20 protein-coding genes are annotated in these 23,820 nt (G+C 74.1%); 14 read left to right on the top strand and 6 right to left on the bottom strand.

The features are described from left to right. Nucleotides 1-23: 23 nt before the first annotated feature. Entirely contained in the window at nucleotides 24-1,379 is a 1,356-nt protein-coding gene (locus tag J2S63_RS00400; protein WP_310297114.1) for a class II 3-deoxy-7-phosphoheptulonate synthase, read from the top strand. Here J2S63_RS00400 and J2S63_RS00395 read toward each other — a convergent pair. From J2S63_RS00395 to aroF, 4 genes are read right to left on the bottom strand one after another with little or no spacing between them, the layout of a single operon-like run. Then, entirely contained in the window at nucleotides 1,351-2,091 is a 741-nt protein-coding gene (locus J2S63_RS00395) for a YwaF family protein (protein ID WP_310297111.1), read from the bottom strand. The two genes, J2S63_RS00400 and J2S63_RS00395, sit on opposite strands and share 29 nt — an antisense overlap. Before the next feature lie 47 nt (nucleotides 2,092-2,138). Beyond that, on the bottom strand, nucleotides 2,139-3,194 hold the full coding sequence (locus J2S63_RS00390) for a hypothetical protein (RefSeq protein ID WP_310297109.1): 1,056 nt from the start codon (nucleotides 3,192-3,194) through the stop codon (nucleotides 2,139-2,141). A gap of 15 nt (nucleotides 3,195-3,209) precedes the next feature. Then, nucleotides 3,210-3,827, bottom strand: coding sequence for a hypothetical protein (locus J2S63_RS00385; RefSeq protein ID WP_310297107.1), 618 nt, complete (start codon nucleotides 3,825-3,827; stop codon nucleotides 3,210-3,212). A gap of 54 nt (nucleotides 3,828-3,881) precedes the next feature. Continuing rightward, a complete protein-coding gene (gene aroF, locus J2S63_RS00380) occupies nucleotides 3,882-4,925 on the bottom strand; it encodes a 3-deoxy-7-phosphoheptulonate synthase (protein WP_310297104.1) in 1,044 nt (347 codons plus the stop codon). A 543-nt stretch (nucleotides 4,926-5,468) separates the two neighbouring features. Here aroF and J2S63_RS00375 point away from each other — a divergent pair. From J2S63_RS00375 to J2S63_RS00315, 13 genes are all read left to right on the top strand, one after another. Beyond that, on the top strand, nucleotides 5,469-6,239 hold the full coding sequence (locus J2S63_RS00375) for a hypothetical protein (RefSeq protein ID WP_310297101.1): 771 nt from the start codon (nucleotides 5,469-5,471) through the stop codon (nucleotides 6,237-6,239). Next, complete coding sequence (locus tag J2S63_RS00370) at nucleotides 6,236-6,742, top strand: response regulator transcription factor (RefSeq protein ID WP_310297097.1); 507 nt, start codon at nucleotides 6,236-6,238, stop codon at nucleotides 6,740-6,742. The genes J2S63_RS00375 and J2S63_RS00370 overlap by 4 nt, the downstream gene beginning before the upstream one ends. Before the next feature lie 185 nt (nucleotides 6,743-6,927). Further along, nucleotides 6,928-7,560 (top strand): nitrogen regulation protein NR(II), encoded by a 633-nt coding sequence (locus J2S63_RS00365; RefSeq protein WP_310297095.1) that lies wholly within the window; start codon nucleotides 6,928-6,930, stop codon nucleotides 7,558-7,560. Continuing rightward, on the top strand, nucleotides 7,550-7,993 hold the full coding sequence (locus J2S63_RS00360) for a response regulator transcription factor (RefSeq protein WP_310297092.1): 444 nt from the start codon (nucleotides 7,550-7,552) through the stop codon (nucleotides 7,991-7,993). Before J2S63_RS00365 ends, J2S63_RS00360 begins: the two co-directional genes overlap by 11 nt. Before the next feature lie 72 nt (nucleotides 7,994-8,065). Next, nucleotides 8,066-10,663 carry a DNA translocase FtsK gene (locus J2S63_RS00355; protein WP_310297089.1) on the top strand — a complete coding sequence of 866 codons (2,598 nt, stop codon included), beginning with the start codon at nucleotides 8,066-8,068 and terminating at the stop codon, nucleotides 10,661-10,663. Between the two features lie 19 nt (nucleotides 10,664-10,682). Continuing rightward, nucleotides 10,683-12,464: a helix-turn-helix domain-containing protein gene (locus J2S63_RS00350; protein WP_310297086.1), complete on the top strand. Its 1,782-nt coding sequence runs from the start codon at nucleotides 10,683-10,685 to the stop codon at nucleotides 12,462-12,464. Nucleotides 12,465-12,558: 94 nt separating this feature from the next. Beyond that, entirely contained in the window at nucleotides 12,559-13,311 is a 753-nt protein-coding gene (locus J2S63_RS00345; RefSeq protein ID WP_310297083.1) for an OmpA family protein, read from the top strand. 6 nt (nucleotides 13,312-13,317) lie between these two features. Further along, a complete protein-coding gene (locus J2S63_RS00340) occupies nucleotides 13,318-13,566 on the top strand; it encodes a hypothetical protein (protein WP_310297080.1) in 249 nt (82 codons plus the stop codon). Next, on the top strand, nucleotides 13,563-15,047 hold the full coding sequence (locus tag J2S63_RS00335; protein ID WP_310297077.1) for a sunset domain-containing protein: 1,485 nt from the start codon (nucleotides 13,563-13,565) through the stop codon (nucleotides 15,045-15,047). Before J2S63_RS00340 ends, J2S63_RS00335 begins: the two co-directional genes overlap by 4 nt. A 33-nt stretch (nucleotides 15,048-15,080) precedes the next feature. Beyond that, entirely contained in the window at nucleotides 15,081-16,604 is a 1,524-nt protein-coding gene (gene rimO / locus J2S63_RS00330) for a 30S ribosomal protein S12 methylthiotransferase RimO (RefSeq protein ID WP_310297075.1), read from the top strand. After that, nucleotides 16,601-17,233: a CDP-diacylglycerol--glycerol-3-phosphate 3-phosphatidyltransferase gene (gene pgsA, locus J2S63_RS00325; protein ID WP_310297072.1), complete on the top strand. Its 633-nt coding sequence runs from the start codon at nucleotides 16,601-16,603 to the stop codon at nucleotides 17,231-17,233. The genes rimO and pgsA overlap by 4 nt, the downstream gene beginning before the upstream one ends. Nucleotide 17,234: 1 nt before the next feature. Then, a complete protein-coding gene (locus J2S63_RS00320) occupies nucleotides 17,235-17,732 on the top strand; it encodes a CinA family protein (RefSeq protein ID WP_310297068.1) in 498 nt (165 codons plus the stop codon). A gap of 75 nt (nucleotides 17,733-17,807) precedes the next feature. Further along, the gene (locus J2S63_RS00315) at nucleotides 17,808-18,155 is read left to right on the top strand and encodes a helix-turn-helix domain-containing protein (RefSeq protein ID WP_310297065.1); all 348 of its coding nucleotides are present in this window, start codon (nucleotides 17,808-17,810) and stop codon (nucleotides 18,153-18,155) included. A 15-nt stretch (nucleotides 18,156-18,170) separates the two neighbouring features. On the opposite strand, the gene J2S63_RS00310 is transcribed toward J2S63_RS00315, so the two are convergent. Together J2S63_RS00310 and J2S63_RS00305 are read right to left on the bottom strand one after the other, a co-directional pair. Continuing rightward, nucleotides 18,171-18,944, bottom strand: a complete 774-nt coding sequence (locus tag J2S63_RS00310) for a DNA-formamidopyrimidine glycosylase family protein (protein WP_310297062.1) — start codon at nucleotides 18,942-18,944, stop codon at nucleotides 18,171-18,173. A gap of 14 nt (nucleotides 18,945-18,958) precedes the next feature. Further along, nucleotides 18,959-23,710: an ATP-dependent helicase gene (locus J2S63_RS00305; RefSeq protein ID WP_310297060.1), complete on the bottom strand. Its 4,752-nt coding sequence runs from the start codon at nucleotides 23,708-23,710 to the stop codon at nucleotides 18,959-18,961. Nucleotides 23,711-23,820 lie beyond the last annotated feature (110 nt).

Genomic DNA, 23,820 nt, shown 5'->3' with positions numbered 1-23,820 from the left:
GCCCTTTGCCCCGAAGTACGCTGATGGCCGTGGAACTTCCCTCCCTGCGCGACCTGTACGACCTCGGCGCCGCCCAGCAGCCCACCTGGCCGGACGCCTCGGAGGTCGACCGCGTGGTCGACCGGCTGCGTCGCAACCCGCCGCTGGTCTTCGCCGGCGAGTGCGACGACCTCAAGGCCAAGCTCGCCGCGGTGACCCGTGGCGAGGCCTTCCTGCTGCAGGGCGGCGACTGCGCCGAGACCCTCGAGGGCGCCACCGCCGACAACGTCCGCGCCAAGCTGCGCGTGCTGCTGCAGATGGCCGTCGTCCTCACCTACGCCGCGTCGGTGCCGGTGGTCAAGGTGGGCCGGCTGGCCGGGCAGTACGCCAAGCCGCGCTCCTCCGACATGGAGACCCGTGAGGGCGTCACGCTGCCGGCCTACCGCGGCGACGCGGTCAACGGCTACGACTTCACCACCGAGTCGCGCGTGCCCGACCCCCAGCGCCTGCTCGACGTCTACAACTCCTCGGCCGCGACCCTCAACCTGGTGCGCGCGTTCGTCACCGGCGGCTACGCCGACCTGCGCCAGGTGCACACCTGGAACACCGACTTCGTGCGCTCCTCGCCGGTCGGCAAGCGCTACGAGCGCATGGCCGGCGACATCGACCGCGCGCTGACCTTCATGAAGGCGATCGGCGCCGACCCCGAGGAGTTCCACCGGGTCGACTTCCACTCCAGCCACGAGGCGCTCGTGCTGGAGTACGAGCACGCCCTGACCCGCATCGACAGCCGCACCGAGCTGCCCTACGACGTCTCGGCGCACTTCCTGTGGATCGGCGAGCGGACCCGCCAGCTCGGTGGCGCCCACGTGGAGCTGATGAGCCGCATCCAGAACCCGATCGGGGTCAAGCTCGGCCCGACCACCACCCCCGACGACGCCATCGCGCTCGCCCAGCGGCTCAACCCGCTCAACGAGCCCGGCCGGCTGACCTTCATCACGCGCATGGGCGCCGGGCGCATCCGCACCGTCCTGCCCGAGCTGGTCGAGAAGGTCACCGCCGCCGGGGTCCAGGTCGCCTGGGTCTGCGACCCGATGCACGGCAACACCTTCGAGGCGTCCTCGGGCTACAAGACCCGTCGCTTCGAGGACGTGATGGAGGAGGTGCAGGGCTTCTTCGACGTCCACCGCGAGCTCGGCACCTGGCCCGGCGGGCTGCACGTCGAGCTCACCGGCGACAACGTCACCGAGTGCGTCGGGGGAGGGGAGTCGCTGCTCGAGGAGGACCTGTCCCACCGCTACGAGTCGGTGTGCGACCCGCGGCTCAACCGCGTCCAGTCCCTCGAGCTGGCCTTCCTGGTCGCTGACATGCTCAGCCAGGTCGCCGAGCCCGAGCTCTGAGGGCCGCGGGCCGGTCGGCGCGCTCGGCCCGGACCCACGGCAAGGTCATCAGCGCCCAGACGGCTGCGACGACGCAGACCTCCGCGACGACGTACCCCGGCCACGGGCCGAGCAGGTCGAGGAGGCTGCCGACCGCCGGCTTGCGGTTGAGGTAGCCGTAGTTGGTGCCGGTCGCGGCGTTGAACGCGATGACGCCCACGGCCCAGACCAGGGTGACGCCCACCGCGAGGCGGTAGCTGCGCCAGTCGACCCGCACGCCCAGGCCGAAGGTCAGGTAGACCGCCGCCCACACGGTCGCGAGGTGCATGCCCCAGAACATGAAGTAGCGCGGGTCCGGGAAGACCTCGCCCAGCGACGGCGTGACGATGCCCTGCACCGTCAGGGTCAGGCCCCAGAAGTAGACCAGCGCGGTCGCCGCCCAGTGACGCGTCCACAGCGCGACGATCGCCGCCATCCAGGCGAGGTCGCACAGCTGCAGCGGAAGGGACGTGCCCAGGTCGAAGTCGCCGGGCAGCAGCTGCAGCACCTGCATCGGCACCGTGAAGCAGGGGACGACCAGGGCGAAGGTACGCCGGAAGCGCAGCTCGGCAGGGGTGCCGCGATGCGCGCGACCCACGACGGCGAGGACCACGCAGCCGACCAGGAAGCCGACGACCAGCCCGAGGTGCTCGGGGGTGAAGGCCTCGAAGCGCGTGGCGAGGGGGACGGCCATGCCTCAGTGTCGGCCGGGGCCGGGCGACCGCGCATGAGCACGACGACTCAGCTGGTCCAGGACTCGCCCGTGCGGCTGCGCAGCACGACCGGCTTCCCGTCGCAGAACACGCGCAGCTCGAACGAGGCGCCCTGCACGATCCCCGAGTCGAGGTCGTCCCGCCGGCAGACCGGGGCGCCCGCGTCGTGCACGACCTCCGGTCGGGTCCAGCGCTGTCGGGACGGGTCGTAGCGCTGCGCCGTCACGTGCTGCCGGTCCGGGGACCCGACGGCGACCAGGTCGCCGCCGGTGTTCTCGGTGACCTGGTTCCACACCGCGCGGGACGGGTCGTCGGGGTAGACCTCGAGCCCCGGCGCGGTGACCGGCGGGGGAGCCGCCAGGGTCCACGTGCCTCCCTGCCGTCGTACGACGAACTCCGTGCCGGGCTGGCCGGAGACGTCGCCCTGGAGCTCGGTCGGGGACTCGAGCGAGAGGCCCACCTCGTCGCACAGCAGGAGGTCGGCGTCCGCGACCGGGACGGTCGCGCGGGCCCCCTCGGTGGTGAGCTCCACGGTGCAGCGGCCCTCGGCGTGCCCGGGGGAGACCAGCACGAGCCCGCCGTCGTCCTCGACCGTGACCACCTGGGTCGGCTCGTCGGGGAGGGCGCGCGTGCCGAAGTCGCCGCCCGACCAGGTCAGCAGCTCGTCGTCCTGGACCCACACGGCGTGCGACCCGTCCGGCGAGAGGCCGGGGGCGAGGTAGGCCTCGCCCCGCAGGTCATGGTGGTGCCACTCGGACCCGTCGTAGAGCAGCGCGACGCTGGCGGTCGGCGCCTGGTCCTCGGCGTAGTGCTCGTCGCACAGCAAGGTCGCCGCCACGACCGACCCGGTCCCGACCGAACGCACCTTGCCGCACTCGCGACTGCCGTCGTCGAGCACGACCTCCGGGTCCGACCACCCGTCGGCCGTCCGGTGCTCGGCGAAGACCCGGTGGGGCGACTCCCACAGGAGCCGCACATCGGCCGAGAGGGCGACGGGGTCGCCCAGCTCGGCGCGGGCCGGCGGCTCCTCGCTCCCGCACGCGACGAGGCCGCAGCAGACCAGGATCCCGAGGAGGAGGCGCATGCGGTGATCATGCCCTCACGCGGGTGGTGGCTTCAGGCCGACCGTCCTCAGCTCGAGCTCCGCCAGTCGTCGTACGACGGCCTCGTCACGACGGCGCCACGCCCCGGCCGGGTCGTCGCTGATCCGCGCCAGCCGGTGCATGGGCTGCTTGGCGAGGGCGCGCAGCGCGAACAGGTCGAGGTCCTCGGCCGCGTCGACGAAGCGCTGGGCCGCACCTGCTCGTCGTACGAACCGGACCCGGAGGGGCAGGTAGAACGCGCAGGCCAGCAGGATCGGGACCAGCGCCACCGCCAGCTGCAGCCAGAAGGCGAGGTCCTGCACCGCGTGGACCTGGGCCGTGCCCGCCCGCGCCAGCTGGTCGGCCGCCGAACCCGCCCCGTCGAACGGCGCCCGCAGCTTGTCGCCGATCAAGGGCGTCCCGTCGACGGCCGACGCGGCGTCGCGCATCCTGCCGGCCAGACCGGTGCCGGACTCGCGCATCTGGCGGCCGGGCCCGGCCAGCTGGAGGGTCGCGTCGTGCACCGACTGCGCGATGCGCCACCACGTGACCACCCAGACCACCAGCAGGACGTCGCCGGCGATCTGGCGGCCGGCGCGGACCTGGTCGTCGGCGTACAGCTTGGGAAGCCTCATGGGCGCAGGGTGCCCACGCGCCCCCCGATCTACAGCTGGAGGGCGGGCGGGCGGCTAACGGCGGGCGGTCCCGGCGTCGACGCGACCCACCGTCGGGGGGAGCTGACGGACCGCCTGGGCGAGGCTGCGCAGGTCGGCGCCGAGGAGCGCCTGGGGCCCGTCGCACAGCGCCTCCTCCGGGTGGGGGTGGACGTCGACGATCACGCCGTCGGCCCCGACCGCGATCGCGGCCCGCGACAGGGGGACGACCAGGTCCTTGACACCGGCGGCGTGGGACGGGTCGACGATCACCGGCAGGTGGCTCTTGGACTGCACGATCGGGACCGCGCTGATGTCGAGGGTGTTGCGGGTCGCGGGCTCGAAGGTGCGGATGCCGCGCTCGCAGAGGACGACGTCGAGGTTGCCGCGCTGGGCGATGTACTCCGCCGCCATCAGCCACTCCTCGATCGTCGCGGTCATGCCGCGCTTGAGGAGGACCGGCTTGCCGGCCTGCCCGACCGCCTGCAGCAGCCCGAAGTTGGCCATGTTGCGCGTGCCGATCTGCAGCATGTCGGCGTGCTCGGCGACGACGGCGACGTCGCGGGCGTCGACCACCTCGGTGACCACGGGCATCCCGGTGGCCTCGCGGACCGACGCGAGGATCTCCAGGCCCTTCACCCCCAGGCCCTGGAAGGCGTATGGCGAGGTGCGGGGCTTGTAGGCCCCGCCGCGCATCATCACCGCACCCGCGGCGCGGGCCATCTCGACCGCCTCGAGGGTCTGCTGGGCCGACTCGACGGCGCACGGGCCGGCGATGAAGGTGAACGTGTCGGGCCCGATCGGGACCTGCTGCCCCGGGGCGCCGACCCAGACGGTGCTGCGCTCGGGGTGGTGCTGGCGGCTGACCAGCTTGAACGGGTCGGAGATGCGCTGCACGTCCCCGACCCCGGGCAGCGTGCGCAGGTTGAGGCCGTGGAAGGAGTCGATGTCGCCGACCAGGCCGATGATCGTGCGCGTCAGGCCCTTGCTGACGAAGGCCTCACCGCCGACGGCTGTGACCTTGTCGACGACGCGCTGGACGTCCTCGTCGGTGGCGTCGGGCGTCATGACGACGACCATGGGTTCCTCCTGTGGGTAGGCCCCGGTCCTGGCAGGGTCCGCGCAACCGGCGACATGCGAAACGCCCCTGCGGGAACCAGGGGCGTTGGTGGGCGGCGCGGCGCAGGCAGTGACCTACCGTTGCCGGCTGCTCGGGAGCCCCGGGCAGGTGGCGAAGGAATAGGTCCAGGCGTGCACGAGCCGAGGCTAGCCACACGGTGACGCCGGCCGGTCGCCCGTCCACGATGCGGCGCGGCCCGGTGCTGGGTCGGCTGGGTCGGCTGGGGCCGCCGTGACGCAGGCGACACGGGAGACGACGGAATCAGTGGGGTGTGGACGATCGCACACAGGGAACAGGTGTCCCCTCGTGACATTTTGCCGTGGAAGTCGTTGACTTGCTGACAGATGTCCTGGCCCTTGTGCCCCCGCTCAGCCGGGACGTCACCCGGACGGTGGGGTCCGACCGGGGTCGACGGGACGACAGACCGCAACGACGTCCGGCGCTCGGAGCCGGCCGGAGGGGGAGTGCAGTGACCAGCGGGGACCGCCCCAGGGGTGTGGGCGATGAGTGAGGACGTCGGCGTCCCCGCGCACGACGCGGGACGGCCGCTGACCTGGACCGACGTCGTCGGCGACTCCAGGGTGGGTCTGGTCGACCTCGACGGGCACGGGACGACCGCCCTGATGAACGACGCCGCTCGCGAGCTGCTCCAGCTGCTCCGCGAGGGCGTCGCGGGCCACGACGGCGAGGGGAGCGCCGCGGCCGCAGTGACCGCCGAGGCCCCGCGCCCGGCCCTGCTGCGCGACCGGCGCGCCCGCGGCCCGCTCAGCGTGCGCGGCGACCTGACCGAGCTGCTCGCGACCTACGCCCCCGCCATGGCCGAGACGATCCGGCGCGAGGGCCGCGGCCCGCAGAGGTCCTCCTCCGGGCCTGCCGGCCCGCTGGGGCCGAGCCGGGTGGTCAGCTGCCCCTCCTCACGGGGACGGCGCCTGGTGCGCATCGACGGCTACCGGCGCTCGGGCAACCGCTTCCTGGTCACCCTCGTCGACGTGACCTCCGTCGAGCGCGACCCCGCCCCCGAGGTCGGGTCGGCCGGCACCTCGGAGGCGGCGATCGGCTGGGAGCTGGCCGACACCCTCGCGCAGCGCCTGGTCACCGCCGAGACGGCGCTCGACCTGGGCCGCGACGAGTTCGGCCGGCGGCTCGTCGCCGAGGCACGTGCCCTGGTGCAGACCCGGATCGGCGAGCACGTCCGCCGCTCGGGCGGCCTCGCGCCGGGCGTCGTACGCCGGCAGGGCGGTCCGGACGACGTCTCCACCATGGACGAGCGGTGAGCGGGCCCTCGGTCCCCGAGCAGGGGCGTGGCGCCGGGCGGGCGCACGACCAGCAGGGCAGTCAGCAGGGCTGCGAGCCGCCGGTGCGGGTGATGCTGGTCGACGACGCCGGCGAGGTGCGGTGGCTGATCGGCCTCCTGGTCGAGGACGAGGCCGGGTGGACCGTCGTCGGCGAGGCACGGGACGGCGCCGAGGCGATCGTGCGCGCCGAGCAGACCCGGCCCGACGTGGTGCTGCTCGACATGAGCATGCCGGTGATGGACGGCCTCGAGGCGCTCCCGCACCTGCGTCGGGTGCTGCCCCAGGCGCTCATCGTGCTGGTCACGGCCTTCCCGGTCGCCGAGGTGCGCGAGGTGGCCGTGGGCTGCGGCGCGGACGCCTGTCTGGACAAGGTCGACATGGCCACCACGCTCGTGCCGGCCCTGCTCCGGCTGCACGCCGAGCGGCAGCAGGCGCGCGGCCCGGGTGCGCAGCCGGGCCATGCCCTGGGTCCCAGGCCGTAGTCGCCCCGGACCAGGCCGACCGGTCCCATCGGGTCACGTTGGGCCGAGCCCGGTGCAGCGGCCGTCCGGGCGCGACGCCCGGGTCTACGGTGAGCCGCGGGCCCGGTGCTCTCGGTGCGCCGGGCGGTGCGGTTCCCTCACCGACCAGGTGCGGGACCGCACGACTCGGGAGGCGAGGCGATCAGGTGGACGACCTCCAGCAGTTCTTCCACGTCTGTCCGGTGGGTCTGGCCGAGACCGACCGCCACGGGGTGGTGCACGAGATCAACCCGGCGGCGGTCCGCCTGCTCGCCCCGGCGATGCCGCTCCCCGACTTCCGCGACCTCGGCCCCGTGCTGTGCCGGCTGGTGCCCGACCTGGCTGCCGCGATGCTGGCCGACGCTCCGCCGGGCGAGGTCGGGCGGGAGGTCGCCTGCACCATGCCCGTGGCCGACACCTGGGCGAGCATCCAGGTGGTCCGTCTCGGGCCCGAGCGGCTGATGGTGGTGGTGCACGACGTCACCACCCAGGAGCGGCTGGCCCGTCGCGAGGCCCAGGCCGCGCTGGAGATCAACGACGCCGTCGTGCAGACACTCGTCGCCGCCGAGACCGCGCTTGACCTCGGCAGGACCGCTCTTGGTCGTAGTCTCGTGGCCGAGGCGTCCCGAGCGTCGCGGGCCTGGATCGGTCAGCAGCTCGTCGCCTCCGGCGGTGCCCGGCCGGGCGCCGTACGCCGAGAGGGCCCGTCCAGGCCGCCACCAGACCAGCCCGACCACGTCGTACCCCAGGCCACCGGGGGAGCACAGGTCGGCAGACAGGGCGATGCGAGTGATCGATGAGCTCCGCGTGCTCGTGGTCGACGACGCCGCCGACCTGAGGTTCCTCATCTCGCTGGTGCTGGAGGAGGAGCCGAGCTGGGTCATCGTCGGCGAGGCCGGCGACGGGGCCGACGCGGTCGACCAGGCGGGCCGGCTCGACCCGCACCTGGTGCTCGTCGACGCGGCCATGCCCGTGATGGACGGGCTGGAGACGCTCCCTCGGCTGCGGGCCGTCCTGCCCGACGCCCTCCTGGTGATGCTCACCGCGTTCCCCCGCGGCACGCTCGAGTCCGCGGCCGACGAGGCGGGCGCCGACGCATGCCTGGACAAGATGAACCTCGTCGAGGAGCTCGTGCCGTCGCTGCGCCGGCTCGTCGACCTGCGCCGGCTGCCGGGCCAGACGCACGCACGCGCCGCTCGTGACCTGAGCGCGAGCCGGTCGACCCCCGCCTGAGCCCCGCCACGTGGCGCCTGGGGCGGCGTGGGATCCCTGTGACGGGTGAGGCGATCCCGTAGCGTGCCCACCATGGCCACCCGCACGTCTTCCCCTCCGGCCTCGCGCTCCTCCGGCTCCCGCAAGCCGAGCGGCTCGGGCGGCCGCACGCGCTCCGGCGCCAAGTCCTCCGCCAAGGGCACCACCCGCAAGCCGGCGCCGAGGTCCTCCGCCAAGGCCCCCGCCAAGGGCCGCGGCACCCCCTCGCGCGTGCCCCCTCGTGCGGTCCGCACCGGACCCGGCCCGGTCTTCCGGATCTTCGTCGCCCTCTGGCACGCGCTGAGCAGCTGCTGGATGGGTCTCGCCCAGGCCGTCGGTCTCGTCGTACGACGGGTGGGGCACTCCGCGCGCGAGCTCGAGCCGGAGCACCGCCGCGACGGCGCGGGACTGTTCCTCATGGCGCTCGCGGTCGTGGTCGCCGCCTCGGTCTGGTGGCGGCTGCCCGGCCAGGTGGGGGACACCACGCGCACCGTGGTCAACGGCTCGGTCGGCCTGCTGGGCTGGTTCGTGCCGCTGGTGCTGGTCGTGATGGGCATGGTCGTCATGCGCAACCCCGAGGCCACCGGGCCCGCGGGGCGCCAGGTGGTCGGCTGGTCGGCGCTCGTGCTCGGCCTGCTCGGGCTGGTGCACCTGGCCAACGGCAGCCCGGAGGGCACCGACACCGCGGCCCTGCAGGGCGCCGGGGGAGCGATCGGGTTCGTGGTCGGCTCGCTGGCCACCGACCTGCTGCAGTCGACCTTCGTGGTGGTGCCGATCCTGGGGCTGCTGACCACGTTCGGCCTGCTCGTGGTGACCGCGACGCCGGTCTACCTCATCCCGACGCGCCTGGCGCACCTGCGCGACCTGGCGCTGGGCCGCCACGCCGACGCCGAGCCCGAGGTCGAGGCCACCGAGGACACCGAGGCCGTCCCGCTGCAGCGTCGCCGGCCGCGCCGCCGGGTCGGCGCGATGAGCGAGGACGCCGACGACGCCCCCGAGGGCGACGCGCCCTACGACTCCCCGGTCCTCATCGACGGCGCCGACCGCGAGCTCGGCAAGCGCCGCCGCAAGGGCGCCGTGGCCGAGCCCGAGGCGGACGGCGAGAAGGCCGCCGAGGCCGAGGTCGTCGCACCTCCCCACTCGCCGCTGCCTCCCCGCGTGGAGCAGCTGGAGCTCTCCGGTGACATCACCTACAGCCTCCCGGCCAACGAGATGCTCAAGCCCGGGTCGGTCCACAAGGCCCGCTCGAAGGCCTCCGACGCGGTCGTCGGTCGGCTCACCGAGGTGCTCGAGCAGTTCGACATCGACGCCCAGGTCACCGGCTACACCCGTGGCCCGACGGTCACGCGCTACGAGGTCGAGCTCGGCCCCGCGGTCAAGGTCGAGAAGGTCACCGCGCTCGGCAAGAACATCGCCTACGCCGTGGCCAGCGCCGACGTGCGGATCCTCTCGCCGATCCCGGGCAAGTCCGCGATCGGCATCGAGATCCCCAACGTGGACAAGGAGATCGTCTCCCTCGGCGACGTGCTGCGGTCCAACAACGCCCGCAACGACCACCACCCGATGATCGTGGGGCTCGGCAAGGACGTCGAGGGCGGCTTCGTCGTGGCCAACCTCGCCAAGATGCCGCACCTGCTCGTCGCCGGCGCCACGGGATCCGGCAAGTCGAGCTTCATCAACTCGATGATCAGCTCGATCCTCATGCGCTCCACGCCCGACGAGGTGCGGATGATCATGGTCGACCCCAAGCGCGTCGAGCTCAACGCCTACGAAGGCATCCCGCACCTGATCACCCCGATCATCACCAACCCCAAGAAGGCCGCCGAGGCCCTCGCCTGGGTGGTCCGCGAGATGGACCTGAGGTACGACGACCTGGCCCACTTCGGCTTCCGTCACGTCGACGACTTCAACAAGGCGGTCCGTGCGGGCAAGGTGCAGGTGCCGCCGGGCAGCGAGCGCGTGCTGTCGCCGTACCCCTACCTGCTCGTGGTCGTCGACGAGCTCGCCGACCTGATGATGGTCGCCCCGCGCGACGTGGAGGACGCGGTCGTCCGCATCACCCAGCTCGCGCGCGCCGCGGGCATCCACCTGGTGCTCGCCACGCAGCGACCGAGCGTCGACGTGGTGACCGGCCTGATCAAGGCCAACGTGCCGTCGCGCCTGGCGTTCGCCACGTCCAGCCTCGCCGACAGCCGGGTCATCCTCGACCAGCCCGGCGCGGAGAAGCTGGTCGGCCAGGGCGACGGCCTCTTCCTCCCCATGGGCGCCTCCAAGCCGGTGCGCGTCCAGGGCTCCTGGGTGACCGAGGCGGAGATCCACGCCCTGGTCAAGCACTGCAAGGACCAGCTCGAGCCGAGCTACCGCGAAGACGTCACCGCTCCGGCCGCGTCGAAGCGCGATCTGGACGACGACATCGGCGATGATCTGGAACTGGTGATCCAAGCCGTCGAGCTGGTCGTGTCCACCCAGTTCGGCTCGACCTCGATGCTGCAGCGCAAGCTGCGGGTCGGGTTCGCCAAGGCCGGTCGCCTGATGGACATCCTCGAGAGCCGCGGCGTGGTCGGCCCGAGCGAAGGCAGCAAGGCACGCGACGTCCTGATCAAGCCGGACGACCTCGACGAGGTCATCGCAACGTTGCAGGGAGAGCAATGAGCACTCTGGGAGGCCAGCAGTGAGCGCGCAGCCGGTCGAGGAGACCGAGGACCTCACCCGCGACGAGGGCCCGGGCACGCCCGAGACCGCCCACGTCCCCGAGGTCGTCGAGGTCCGTCGCAACGCCGCCCTGTCCGCCGTGCTCGGCGCCGCGGCCTCCGCGGTCGCGATCGCCTACCTCTGGCGCGCCGGGGCCGGGGGCAACGCCCTCGACTGGCTGCTCTGCCTGGTGATGGCCGGCTTCGCCGCGGTCTTCCTGCACAGCCTGCTCGACTCCCGCACGCCCCTGCTCGTCGCCGACGAGATGGGCGTGCGCCTGCGCCTGGGCTCGCAGTGGCGCGGCCTTCCGTGGGAGGCGATCGACCGGGTCGTCGTCCACCCCCGCAAGGGCCTGCTGCGCGACGGGCGCGTCCTGATCAGCCTGGTCCACGTCACGCGCACCATCGAGGGCCTCGACGGGCGGGCCCGCCGCCACGCGGTCCTCAACCGCAAGGTGTACGGCGCGGCGCTGGCCGTGCCGCTCGGCGTCGCGACCCGTCTCGAGGGCAGCCACCTGGCCGAGCTGCCCGACCGCATCGCGGCGCTGGCCCAGGACCGTGCCGAGGTCCTCACCGTCGTCGACACCCCCGAGACCCCGGTGATCCCGGTCGAGGGGAGCGCCCCCGTCGTCCAGGAGCCCGAGCCCGCGACCGAGCCGTCGGCGCCGTCGGGCACCGCCGCCCGCGAGGGCCGTCGCTGGGGTCGTCGGCGCCACGTCGAGCCCGAGACCGACACGGAGCCCGAGGCCCTCGAGGAGGACCCCGAGTTCGGCGAGCCCGTGGCGCTGACCGAGACCGACTTCCTCGACCGCGCACTCGAGCGCGAGCCCGGCCGCGCCGACGTCGCGCCGCTGCGCCAGGCCCGTCACCACGACGCGATCCGCTCGGTGATCGAGGCCGTCACACCGGTCGAGCAGCCAGGCTCCCAGGTCCGCGCGATCGCCAAGCTCGGCGACCCCGTCGGCCCGCTGGTGATCGACGACTACGTCCCCGAGCCGGCGTACGACCCCGTCATCGGGCCCGAGCTGGCCGCCTCCCGCACCCGGGTGGGTCTCTCGGTCGACGAGCTCGCCGAGCGCACGCGCATCCGTCCCCACGTGATCGAGTCGATCGAGGTCGACGACTTCACGCCGTGCGGTGGCGACTTCTACGCCCGGGGTCACATCCGCACGCTCGCGCGGGTGCTCGGCAAGGACCCGGTGCCGATGCTCGAGGTCTTCGACGCCCGCTACGCCAAGGCGCCGATCAACGCCCGCAAGGTCTTCGAGGCCGAGCTGGCCACGGGCATGGGGGGCCAGATGCGGCGCCCCTACGGCGGTGCCAGCTGGACCGGTCTCATCGCCACCGTCCTCGTCCTCGTGCTGGTCTGGGCGATGGTCCGCCTGTTCGCCGGCAGCGGCCCGACGGAGTTCACCGAGGCCCCGCCGGTCCTCAACGGGTCGGCCGGCCTCAGCCAGCGCAACTCCTTCGACCAACCGGTGCCCCCCTCGGGTCCCCAGCGGGTCGGCACCACCGTGACCGCGGTCAGCGCCGGGGCGCACGTCGAGGTCCGTGACGGTGACGGCAACCTGGTCTTCGAGGGCGACCTGGTCATCGGCCAGTCCAAGCACGTGCGGGCCATGCCGCCGGTGACGGTCACCAGCGACAACGGGTCGGCGGTGTCGGTGCGGCTGGCCGGCAAGGACCAGGGCATGCTCGGCACGGCCGAGGAGCCGGTGACGCGCACCTTCCAGAGCGACCAGCCGGCGCGCTCCCGCCGCTGACTCGCCACTTTCGCCACACTCGCCCCACCCAGGCGGTATTTTCGACCCGCCGGTCGCCCTGACCGGCGGGTCGAGCCACGTTCAGGAGCCCCCCATGGACCCCGGTGCGCAGAGTGCCGACGAGCCGCACGGCGGCGCGTCGCCCGGCCACACCATGTCCAAGGTGACCGAGCGCAAGCTCGCCCGTCACCCCGCCGGCAGCCGGCTCGGCTGGAGCTTCGTGCTGGTGCCCGCGCTGGTCGCCGCCGGAGCCGGGTTCCTCGGCGGTCCCGGCGTCGAGCGCGACCTCGAGGCGCAGGGCCAGAGCGCCCTTCAGGCCGCGAAGATCAGGAAGGTCGAGCTCCAGGCCGACGGCGTCTTCGTCACCGCCAAGGTGCCGACGTCCGTCGACGCCGACCGGGTGCGCGACCTCCTCACCGAGGTCGACGGGGTCGCCGCGGTCACCGTCGAGCAGGTCTTCGCCAGCAAGCGCGAGGAGCGCGCCTGCACCAACCTCGAGGCCAAGCTCAACCGCGCGACCCGTCAGCAGCGCGTCCCGTTCGTCGGCCGCACCGACCGGCTGACCCCCGCCGGCGTGACGATGGTGCGGCAGGCGGGCCGCCTCGTCGCCGCCTGCGGCTCCGCCGTGGTCTACGTCGGCGGCCACACCGACGAGGCGACCTCCAACGGTCCGACCCTCACCCTGCGCCGGGCCCAAGCGATGATCCGCGTCATGCGCAAGGCCGGCGCCCCGGCCGACCGCCTCGTGCCCCGCGGCTACGGCGCGCAGTACGAGATCGACAAGAGCGGCACCCCCGCCGCTCGGGCCAAGAACGAGCGCGGCTCGATCACCGTGGAAGGTCAGTGACCGGCGATGTGGTTGTTCGTCGTCGAGGCCTACCTCTTCGTGCTCGTCGCCTTCACCCTCGGCGTCGTCGTCGGGCTGGTCGCCGTGCGCGTCGGCGTACGCCGTGTCGCCCCGGCCCGCGCGCCCAAGGTCAAGCAGCCCAAGGCCCCCAAGGGGTCGAAGCGCTCGCGCAAGGGGTCGACCACCGCCGAGTCCGCCGACGCTGTCGGGGGCGCTGAGCCGGCTGCCGGCGCGCCGACCGGGGGTGCGGCATGACCTGGGTCGCGCAGGAGCTGGCTCCGTGGCTGGTGCTCGCCTTCGTGCTCGGGGTCGTCGCCGGGGCCGCGCTCTCGCTCACGCGCGTGAGCGTCGAGAAGTGGGTCGAGGTGCCGCTGCCCCCCGCCCCCGAGCCGGAGACCGCGGAGGAGGACACCACCCCGGCCACGCCGGTCGTCGAGACGGGGACCGCGCCGGAGGAGCCGGTCTTCCCGACCCTCGAGGACGGCGCCTGGGAGCAGGAGGAGGCGTGGTCGCGTCCGGTCAGGCCGGTCCGCGCCAGCACCCAGTCCTCGGCCCACAAGGACGAGTGGGACGACGCCGCGGCCAACTGGCGCACCTGGGCCGACGAGGCCGCCGGTCGCGAGGCGTCCGCCACCGACGAGCCGGAGCCCCGGGAGCCGCTGCCCGGTGGCGGCCGCCGGGTCGCCGGGGCCGCCCCTGCGCCGCCGTCCTCGCCCGCGCGCTCGTCGGCGGAGCCGTCGTCGGCGGAGCCGGACCCGTTCCCGACGGCCCTGCGCCGCGGAGACGAGGCACCTGCCTCCGGGAGTCGCTCCGACCACGACCTCTTCGCCGCCGACCGCGCCGCCGACGGGGGACCCGAGGCCTGGGACGACCGGGGCGCTCGCGCGCCGCTGACGTCGGTCGACGACGTCGTGGTCCCGCCGCCGAGCCCGGCCTCCGACGCCGATCTCTTCGCCGCCGACCGCACCGCGCACGCCGAGGAGGAGCAGGTCTTCCCCGACGCGGTGTTCCCCGACCCGGAGCCGGAGCCGGTCGTCGAGCGGGAGCCCGAGCCGGTTGCCGAGCCGGAGCCGGAGCCGGAGCCGGTCGTCGAACCGGAGTATGTCGAGGCGGTCGCCCCGCCGGAGCCGGAGGAGCAGCCGGCCCCGCCCCGGGTCGAGCACAGCCCCTTCGACAGCGCATCGGGCGGCTTCGTGCGCCGACGTCGCAGCGAGCTGCGCCAGGAGCCCGAGCCGGCCGTCGAGCTGTTCCCGGAGCCGGAACCGGCGCCCGCTCCCGAGCCCTCGCGCAGGCCGGAGCCGGTCGCGGACGTGTTCCCGACGTACGAGCCGGCGCCCGCTCCCGAGCCCGAGCCGGAGCCTGCCCCCGAGCCGGAGCCGGTCGCGGACGTGTTCCCGGCATACGAGCCCGAGCCCGAGCCCGTGGCAGCGAAGGCCCCGGAGCCCGAGCCGGAGCCCGAGCCGGAGGACGAGGAGCCCTACGTGCCGCCGGTGATCCACGGGCCGGCCGGGCCGGGCTCGATGTACGCCCCGATCGACGGGTCGGTCCCCAAGAACTACCCGATCAAGGGCCAGGCCTCGACGATGCTCTACTTCCCGAAGGGCGCGAAGTTCTACACCCACGTCGTGGCCGACGTGTACTTCGACACAGCCGAGGCCGCTGAGCACGCCGGATTCACGCGATGGGACCGCCGCGGGTCGGCCGCTCACGTCATCCGGCCCAACGCCGAGGACTGAGATCGGCCGGGTCGGCCCTATCCTCGTGAGGGCATGACTTCCTCCACCTTCCCCGCACCCGCCGTCCCGCCGACCACCACCGAGCCGACGCCGGTCGCGGTGGTGACCCTCGGCTGCGCCCGCAACGAGGTCGACAGCGAGGAGCTGGCCGGCCTGCTCGAGGCGGGCGGCTTCCGCCTGGTCGACGAGCCCGAGGACGCCACCGCCGTCCTGGTCAACACGTGCGGCTTCGTCGACGTGGCCAAGAAGGACTCGGTCGACACCCTCCTCGCCGCCGCCGACCTCAAGGAGACCGGCCAGGCGCAGGCCGTCGTGGCCGTCGGCTGCCTGGCCGAGAGGTACGGCGAGGACCTCGCCTCGTCGCTGCCCGAGGCCGACGCGGTGCTGGGGTTCGACCACTACCCGGACATCGCGGCCCGACTGCGTGAGGTGCTGGCCGGTGCGGCACCGGCCGCCCACGTGCCGCACGACCGCCGCAAGCTGCTGCCGATCAGCCCGTCCGAGCGAGGAGCCGCCGCCGGCGCGGTCGTCGTGCCGGGCCACACCATCGCCGCCCCCGACCTCCCGGCCGACGCGGCCCCGCAGACCGGACCACGCGCCGTACGCCGGCGGCTGGACGGGGGACCGACCGCTCCGCTCAAGCTGGCCTCCGGCTGCGACCGGCGCTGCTCGTTCTGCGCGATCCCGTCGTTCCGCGGGTCGTTCGTCTCCCGGCGGCCCACCGACGTGGTGGCCGAGGCGCACTGGCTGGCCGAGCAGGGCGTGCGGGAGCTCTTCCTGGTCAGCGAGAACTCCACGTCCTACGGCAAGGACCTCGGTGACCTCGCGCTGCTCGACACGCTGCTGCCCGAGCTGGCCGCCGTGCCCGGGGTGGCGCGCGTGCGGGTGTCCTACCTCCAGCCGGCCGAGACGCGGCCGGGCCTGATCCAGGCCATCACCGGGACGCCCGAGGTGGCCGACTACTTCGACCTGTCGTTCCAGCACGCCTCCGGGCGCGTGCTGCGACGGATGCGGCGTTTCGGGGACCCCGACAGCTTCCTCGACCTGCTCGCCCGCGTCCGGGCGCAGAGCCCGCTCGCCGGGGTGCGGTCCAACTTCATCGTGGGCTTCCCGGGGGAGAGCGAGGAGGACTTCGCCACCCTGTGCGACTTCCTGACCGAGGCCCGCCTCGACGTGGTCGGGGTCTTCGGCTACTCCGACGAGGACGGCACCGAGGCCGAGACCTTCGAGGACAAGCTCGACGCCGCCGAGATCCGCGAGCGCGTGGAGCACCTGACCGACCTGGTCGAGGAGCTCACCTCCCAGCGGGCCGAGGACCGGGTGGGGGAGACCCTGCAGGTGCTCCTGGAGCACGTCGGCACCGACGAGGACGGCGAGCCGCTGGTCGAGGGCCGCGCCGAGCACCAGGGCCCTGAGGTCGACGGCACCACCACGATCCTCGGCGACATCGAAGGACTCGCCGTGGGTGACCTGGTCGATGCGGTCGCCGTGGGTCACGATGGGGTCGACCTCGTCGCCCGGGTGGCGGGCCCGAACCCGACGGAGGGACCCCGATGAGCCAGAACGGTGCCACCGTGGACGCCACGACGGGCAGCTCCGCGAGCAACTGGAACGTCCCCAACGCGCTGACCACCCTGCGCATCCTGATGGTGCCGTTCTTCGGCTGGGCGCTGCTGGTCGACGACGGTGGCTCCGCCGGGTGGCGGTGGGTCGCCTACGGGCTGTTCGCCGTCGCGATGATCACCGACAAGGTCGACGGCGACCTGGCCCGCAAGCACGACCTGGTCACCAACTTCGGCAAGATCGCCGACCCCATCGCCGACAAGGCGCTCACCGGGATGGCGTTCGTCGGCCTCAGCATCGTCGGCGAGCTGTGGTGGGCCGTCACGATCGTCGTGCTGGTGCGCGAGTGGGGCATCACGCTGATGCGCTTCTGGCTGATCCGCGAGGGCGTCGTGCTGCCCGCGGGCCGCGGCGGCAAGCTCAAGACGCTGGTGCAGACCCTGGCCCTCGGCCTGCTGATCATGCCGCTCAAGATGCTCGACGGAGGCTGGGACCTCGTCGGCGACATCGGCTGGTGGGTCGGTGTGGTGGCGATGGGAGCCGCGGTGCTCCTCACCGTCGGCACGGGGCTCGACTACGTCCGCGACACCGTGCGCGCCCGGCGCGAGCAGCAGCCCGCCTGAGATGACCTCGCCGGCGGAGCACGTCGTACGCCGGCTCGTCGAGGCCGGTCTCACCGTCGCGACCGCGGAGTCGCTGACCGGCGGGATGCTCGGCGCGACGATCACCGAGGTCTCCGGCTCCTCCGCGGTGTACGTCGGCGGGGTCGTCTCCTACGCCACCCGGGTCAAGGTCGACGTGCTCGGGGTCTCCCGGCAGGTCGTGGAGACCGACGGCGTGGTCTCCGAGGCCTGCGCGGTGCAGATGGCCGAGGGCGTGCGCCGGCTCCTCGGCGCCGACCTCGCCCTCAGCACCACCGGGGTCGCCGGGCCCGACCTGCAGGAGGGCAAGCCCGCCGGCACCGTCCACGTGGCCATCGCGGGCCCGGCCGGCACGATCGTCTCCTCGCCCCGGCTCGAGGGGGACCGCGCCACGGTCCGCGCCGCGACGGTGCGGGTGGCCCTGCAGCTGCTGGACGAGACGTTGCGGGACCGTCCGCGGGAAGTTGTCGGGCTGGAGTAGCGTTACCCCCCTGCGCGGGCGAGCAGGTCAGCCGGGTCCCCGCACCCACCCACCGAGCACCGAGGGAGGCACACGATGGTCCTCTTCCGCCGTCTGCTCGGCGAGGTGCTCCGTGCCCGCCGCCTCGACCAGGGCCGGTCGCTGCGCGACCTGTGCGCCGAGGCCGCGGTGAGCCTGGGCTACATGAGCGAGATCGAGCGCGGTCAGAAGGAGGCCTCCAGCGAGCTGCTGGCCTCGATCTGCGCGGCCCTCGACGCCCCGCTCTCCGAGATCCTGTCGGAGGTCGCCGACGCGGTGGCCCTCGAGGAGACCCGCATCGGCCTGCGCCTGGCCGACGAGATCGCCGGGGTCGAGCTGTCGGCCGAGGTGTCGGGCAACCTCACCGGCCACACCGACGACGACGTCGTCCCCTCCGCGGCCTGACCGACCGGGCCCCGCTCACGGTGCCGGTTGGCACCGCGGGCACCAGTGGGTGACCCGCCCGCCGAGCTCGGCCACCTCGATGCGCGTGCCGCACCGCAGGCACGGCTGGCGCTCACGGCGGTAGACCCACATCCGCCTGCCCTTGCGCAGGTCACCGGTCGTGGTCTGCTCCGCGCGGTGCTTGTTGGCCTCCAGCACTGCCTTGGACCGGCGTACGACGCGGGGCAGGTCGGGCACCTCGCCCACCGGCAGCAGGGGGTGGATGCCCTGGAGGAAGCAGATCTCGCACTTGTACATGTTGCCGATGCCGGCGAGGTTGCCCTGGTCCAGCAGCGCCTCGCCGACCGGCCGCTCGGGTCGGGCCAGCAGCCGCCGCAGCGCCTCGTCCTCGTCCCAGTCGTCACCGAGCAGGTCGGGCCCGAGATGCCCCACGACCGTGTGCTCCTCGCTGGTCGGGATGACCTCGGTGATGCCGAGGGAGAACCCGACGGCCACCCGCTCGGCGGTGCGGAGCACGACCCGGGCCTGGTGGTCGGGACGCCGCCACCGGGTGTCGGGGGAGTAGAGGTGCCACGAGCCCTCCATCTTGAGGTGGGTGTGGAGGGTGTGCTCGTCGCCGATGCGGGTGAGCAGGTGCTTGCCGCGGGTGAGGGTGCCCGTCACGACACGGCCGGAGAGGTCGAGCGTGGCGAAGGCCGGCACCCGGAAGTCGGTCTCGGTCAGCACGCGGCCGGTCAGCGCCTCGTCGAGGTGCACGCCGGTGCGCCAGACGGTGTCACCCTCGGGCACGGGAGCGCTCCTGCTCAGCCACGGAGCCGCAACCCACGTGGCGTGACGATGAACCCCGCTGCCTCCAGCGCCTCGCGCAGCGGGTCCTTGCGGCCCAGGATGTGCTCGCCGTCGGCGCGCTCGACGGTCAGGCGGCCCAGTGCCCCGCGGCGCACGGCGGCGGCCAGCTCGCGGGCCGCTGCGGTGAGCGCCGCGGCCTCGTCGGTGAAGGTGAGCAGGGTGCGGCCACCCCGCTCGACGTAGAGCGTGAGCGCCCCGCCGACCAGCACGACCAGGGCGCCCGCCTTGCGGCCCGGCCGGTGACCGGCACCCTCGCCGCCCCGTGGGTCGGCCGGGTCGGCGGCCCGGTCGGGCCAGGGGAGCGCAGCGCCGTAGGGGTTGGCCGGGTCGGTCGCGGCCAGGGCCACGATCGGGGCCTCCTCGCCGTCGTCGACGCGGGTGAAGGAGCGAAGCCGGTCGACCGCGCCCGAGGCGCCGAACTGCGCGGCACCGAGCCCGTCGACGAAGTAGCCCCGGCGGCACCGGCCGGAGTCCTCGAAGGCCGAGAGCACCTTGTAGACGCCCGCGAACCCGCCCGGCACCCGCTCGGACTGGACGGCTCCCCGGGTGACCACGCCGTGCCGCTCGAGCAGCGCCTCGGCCGAGGCGTGGGCCCGCCGGGTGGCGTCGGGCTCGAGGTCGGGCAGCAGCGCCCAGCGGCCCTGCATCGTCGGCGGGCCGGTGCGGCTGGGCATGCGGGGACCACCGCCGCGCGTGGCACCCAGTCGCGTGGTGCGGGCGCGCGGGGCGGGCCGTCGGGCCCGGTGGGCGCCGCGGCCCCCCGAGGTCAGCATGCGGAGGGGGGCGAGGGTGTCGTTGGTCAGGTGGCCCGCCCACAACAGGTCCCACAGCACCGCCTCGAGGGCCTGGTCGGTGGGCCCCTCCTCGACCCCGAGCGTCGCGGTGACCGAGTCGGCCAGCCGGCGGAAGAAGTAGGCGCCGCCTCCCTCGAGCGCGTCGAGGACGGCCCGGTGGACCGGCGTCTCGTCGTACGCCGCGTGGTCGGGCAGCGTGAGGTGGGCGGAGTCGGCGAGGTGGAGCGAGACCCACCCGTCGGTGCCGGGCAGGGTGCCGTGACCCGCCCAGAGGACCTCGCCGGTCGACATCAGCTCGTCGAGGTGGGCGGGGGCGTAGTCGGCCACGCGGCTGGGCAGCACGAGCGACTCCAGCGCGCTGGCGGGCAGGGCGCAGCCGGCCAGCTGGTCGACGACGCTGAGCACGCCGTCGACCCCGCGCAGGTCGCCACGCCGGCGGGTGCCGTCGGCCAGGGCGGACTGGGACAGGACGTGCTGCCACGCCGGCAGGAAGCGGCCGAGGGCCGACTGCTCGACCGGCTCGACCTCCTTGCGCAGCGCGGCGAGGCTGCGCCGCCGCAGCCGCCGCAGCACCTCGGCGTCGCACCACTCCGACCCGGCGCCCGCGGGGCGGAACTCGCCCTCGAGCACCCGGCCCTGGGCAGCCAGCCGCTGCAGGGTGTGCGCCACGACGGCCACACCGAGGCCCAGGCGCGTCGCCACGTCGGTGGTCGTGAACGGGCCGTGGGTGCGGGCGTGGCGCGCGACCAGGTCGGCCAGCGGGTCGGCCACCGACTCCACGAACGCGTCGGGGGTGCCGGGAGGCACGGGCACACCCAGGGCGTCACGCAGCCGGGGGACGTCCTCGACCCCGGCCCAGCGGTCCTCGCCGGCCATGCGGACCACGACCACGCGGCGAGACTCGCGCAGCGCCTGGAGCCACGGGAGCGGGTCGCCAGTCGAGCGCGCCGCGACCTCGTCGGTGCTCAGCGGGCCGAGCAGCCGCAGCAGGTCGGCCACGCCCTCGGCGTCGCGGGCCTTGCGGTCCTCGACCAGCCGCTGCAGCTCGAGCTCGAGCTCGGCGAGCACGTCGGGGTCGAGCAGCTCGCGCAGCTCGGCCCGGCCCAGCAGCTCGGCCAGCAGCCCCTGGTCGAGCGAGAGCGCGGCGGCCCGCCGCTCGGCGAGCGGGTTGTCGCCCTCGTACATGAAGGCCGCGACGTAGCCGAACAGCAGCGACCGCGCGAACGGCGACGGCTGGCTGGTCGCCACCTCGACGACCTTGACCTTGCGGGCGCCGAGGTCGCGCATCAGCCCGACCAGCGCGGGGACGTCATAGACGTCCTGGAGGCACTCGCGCACCGCCTCGAGCACGATCGGGAAGGACGGGTACTTCGAGGCGACGGTCAGCAGCTGCGCCGAGCGCTGGCGCTGCTGCCACAGCGGCGAGCGCCGGCCGGGGTTGCGGCGGGGCAGGAGCAGCGCGCGGGCCGCGCACTCGCGGAACCGTGAGGCGAACAGCGCCGAGCCACCGACCGCGCTGGTGACCAGGTCGTCGAGCTCCTCGGGGTCGAAGGCGAACACCTCGGCGCCCGGTGGGTCCTGGTCGGTCTCGGGCACGCGCAGCACGATGCCGTCGTCGGAGGGCAGGGCCTGGGCGTCGATGCCGTAGCGCTCGACCAGTCGCGCCCCCACCGCGAGCGCCCACGGGGCGTGGACCTGCGCACCGAAGGGGGAGTGGAGCACCAGGCGCCAGTCGCCGAGCTCGTCGCGGAACCGCTCGACCAGCAGCGTGCGGTCGCTGGGCAGCACGTTGGTCGCCGCGCGCTGCTCGTCGAGGAACGTGACCAGGTTGTCCGCGGCCCAGTCGTCGAGCCCCGCCTCGCGGCACCGCTGCAGCGCCTCCTCGCGGCCCAGCGCGCCGAGCTCACGCGTGAACGCCCCGATCGCCGCACCGAGCTCCGCGGGCCGCCCGAGCTGGTCGCCCTTCCAGAACGGCAGCCGCCCCGGCACCCCGGGGGCGGGGGAGACCAGCACCCGGTCGTGGGTGATGTCCTCGATGCGCCAGCTGGAGGCACCCAGGGCGAACACGTCGCCGACCCGGGACTCGTAGACCATCTCCTCGTCGAGCTCGCCCACCCGGCTGGCTCGCTCGCCGACGAGGAAGACCCCGAACAGGCCGCGGTCGGGGATCGTGCCGCCGCTGGTCACCGCCAGCCGCTGGGCCCCGGGGCGGGCGCTGAGGGTGCCAGCCACGCGGTCCCACACGATGCGCGGCCGCAGCTCGGCGAACTCGTCGGAGGGGTAGCGCCCCGACAGCAGGTCGAGGGTCGCGTCGAAGGCGCTCCGCGGCAGGGAGGAGTACGGCGCCGCGCGCCGGCACAGCGCGAACAGGTCGTCGGCCGACCACTCCTCGACCGACGTGGTGGCGACCACCTGCTGGGCCAGGACGTCGAGCGGGTTGGTGGGCACGTGCAGCGACTCGATCGCGCCGGCGCGCATGCGCTCGACCGCCACCGCGGTGTGGACGAGGTCGGCGCGGTGCTTGGGCAGGAGCACGCCGCGGGAGACCTCGCCGACCTGGTGCCCGGCGCGACCGACGCGCTGGAGCGCGGAGGCCACGCTCGGCGGCGACTCGATCTGGACGACGAGGTCGACCGCGCCCATGTCGATGCCGAGCTCGAGGCTCGACGTGGCCACGACGCAGGGCAGCCGGCCGGCCTTGAGGTCCTCCTCGATGATCGCCCGCTGCTCCTTGGAGACCGAGCCGTGGTGGGCGCGGGCGATGACCGCCTCGGCCCCCGCTGTGGTCCCGGAGGCGCCCGCTACCGAGGCCGGCGGCGCGGCCAACCACCCCTTCCGCTCCTTCGTCGCTCCAGGGGGTCCAGTCCCATCCACGGCCGCGCCCCCGGCCTCGTCCGCGTGCGCCGCTGCGAGCTCGGCGAGCTCGGCACGCTCGGTGGCGATCTCGTTGAAGCGCGCGGTCAGGCGCTCGGCGAGGCGGCGGGAGTTGGCGAACACGATGGTGGAGCGGTGGTCGGCGATCAGGTCGACGACCTGCTCCTCGACGTAGGGCCAGATCGAGGTGCGGCGCTCGGAGCCCGCCGCGGAGCCCTCGAGCTCGACCGCGCCGGTCGAGCCCAGCTCGCCCATGTCCTCGACGGGCACCACGACCCGCAGGTCCCACTCCTTGGTCGAGGGCGGCGCGACGATGTCGACCGGGTGCCCGCCACCGAGGAAGCGGGCGACCTCCTCGATCGGTCGGACCGTCGCCGAGAGACCGATGCGCTGGGCGGGACGGTCGAGCAGGGCGTCGAGCCGCTCCAGGGACAGCGCCAGGTGGGCGCCTCGCTTGGTGCCGGCCACCGCGTGCACCTCGTCGAGCACCACCGTCTCGACGCCGCGCAGGGCCTCGCGCGCCTGGGAGGTGAGCATGAGGAACAGCGACTCGGGCGTGGTGATGAGGATGTCGGGCGGCGTGGTGGAGAGCCGTCGCCGGTCGGCCGCGGTGGTGTCGCCGGACCTGACCCCGACGGTCAGGTCGGGCTCCGGCAGCCCGAGCCGCGCCGAGGCGTGGCGGATGCCGGTGAGCGGGGCGCGCAGGTTGCGCTCGACGTCGACCGCCAGCGCCTTGAGCGGGCTGATGTAGAGCACCCGGCACCGCAGCCGCTTGTCCTCGGGCGGGGGCGAGGAGGCCAGCCGGTCGATCGACCACAGGAACGCGCTGAGCGTCTTGCCGGACCCGGTCGGGGCCACGACGAGGGCGTTGTGACCCGCCGCGATCGCCCGCCACGCGCCGTCCTGGGCCGGGGTCGGGGCGGCGAACGAGGTCTCGAACCAGGCCCGGGTGGCGTCGCTGAAGCCGGCCTCGGAGAGGACCGAGGCCGGGTCGGTGACCGTGGCGGAGGACGCGGCCGGGGGCGCGGCTGGCGGCATGGGGACCATCCTGCCCGAGGGCACCGACAGTCCCGGGGGCGTACGACGGCCGCCGGCCGGCCCGGCCGTCGTACATGGGGAAACCGGGGTGAGGACTGTCCGTGCTCGCA

The organism is Nocardioides marmoribigeumensis (assembly GCF_031458325.1).
GTDB classification, from domain to species: Bacteria; Actinomycetota; Actinomycetes; order Propionibacteriales; family Nocardioidaceae; genus Marmoricola_A; species Marmoricola_A marmoribigeumensis.
This window is presented reverse-complemented; position numbering and strand designations above follow the sequence as displayed.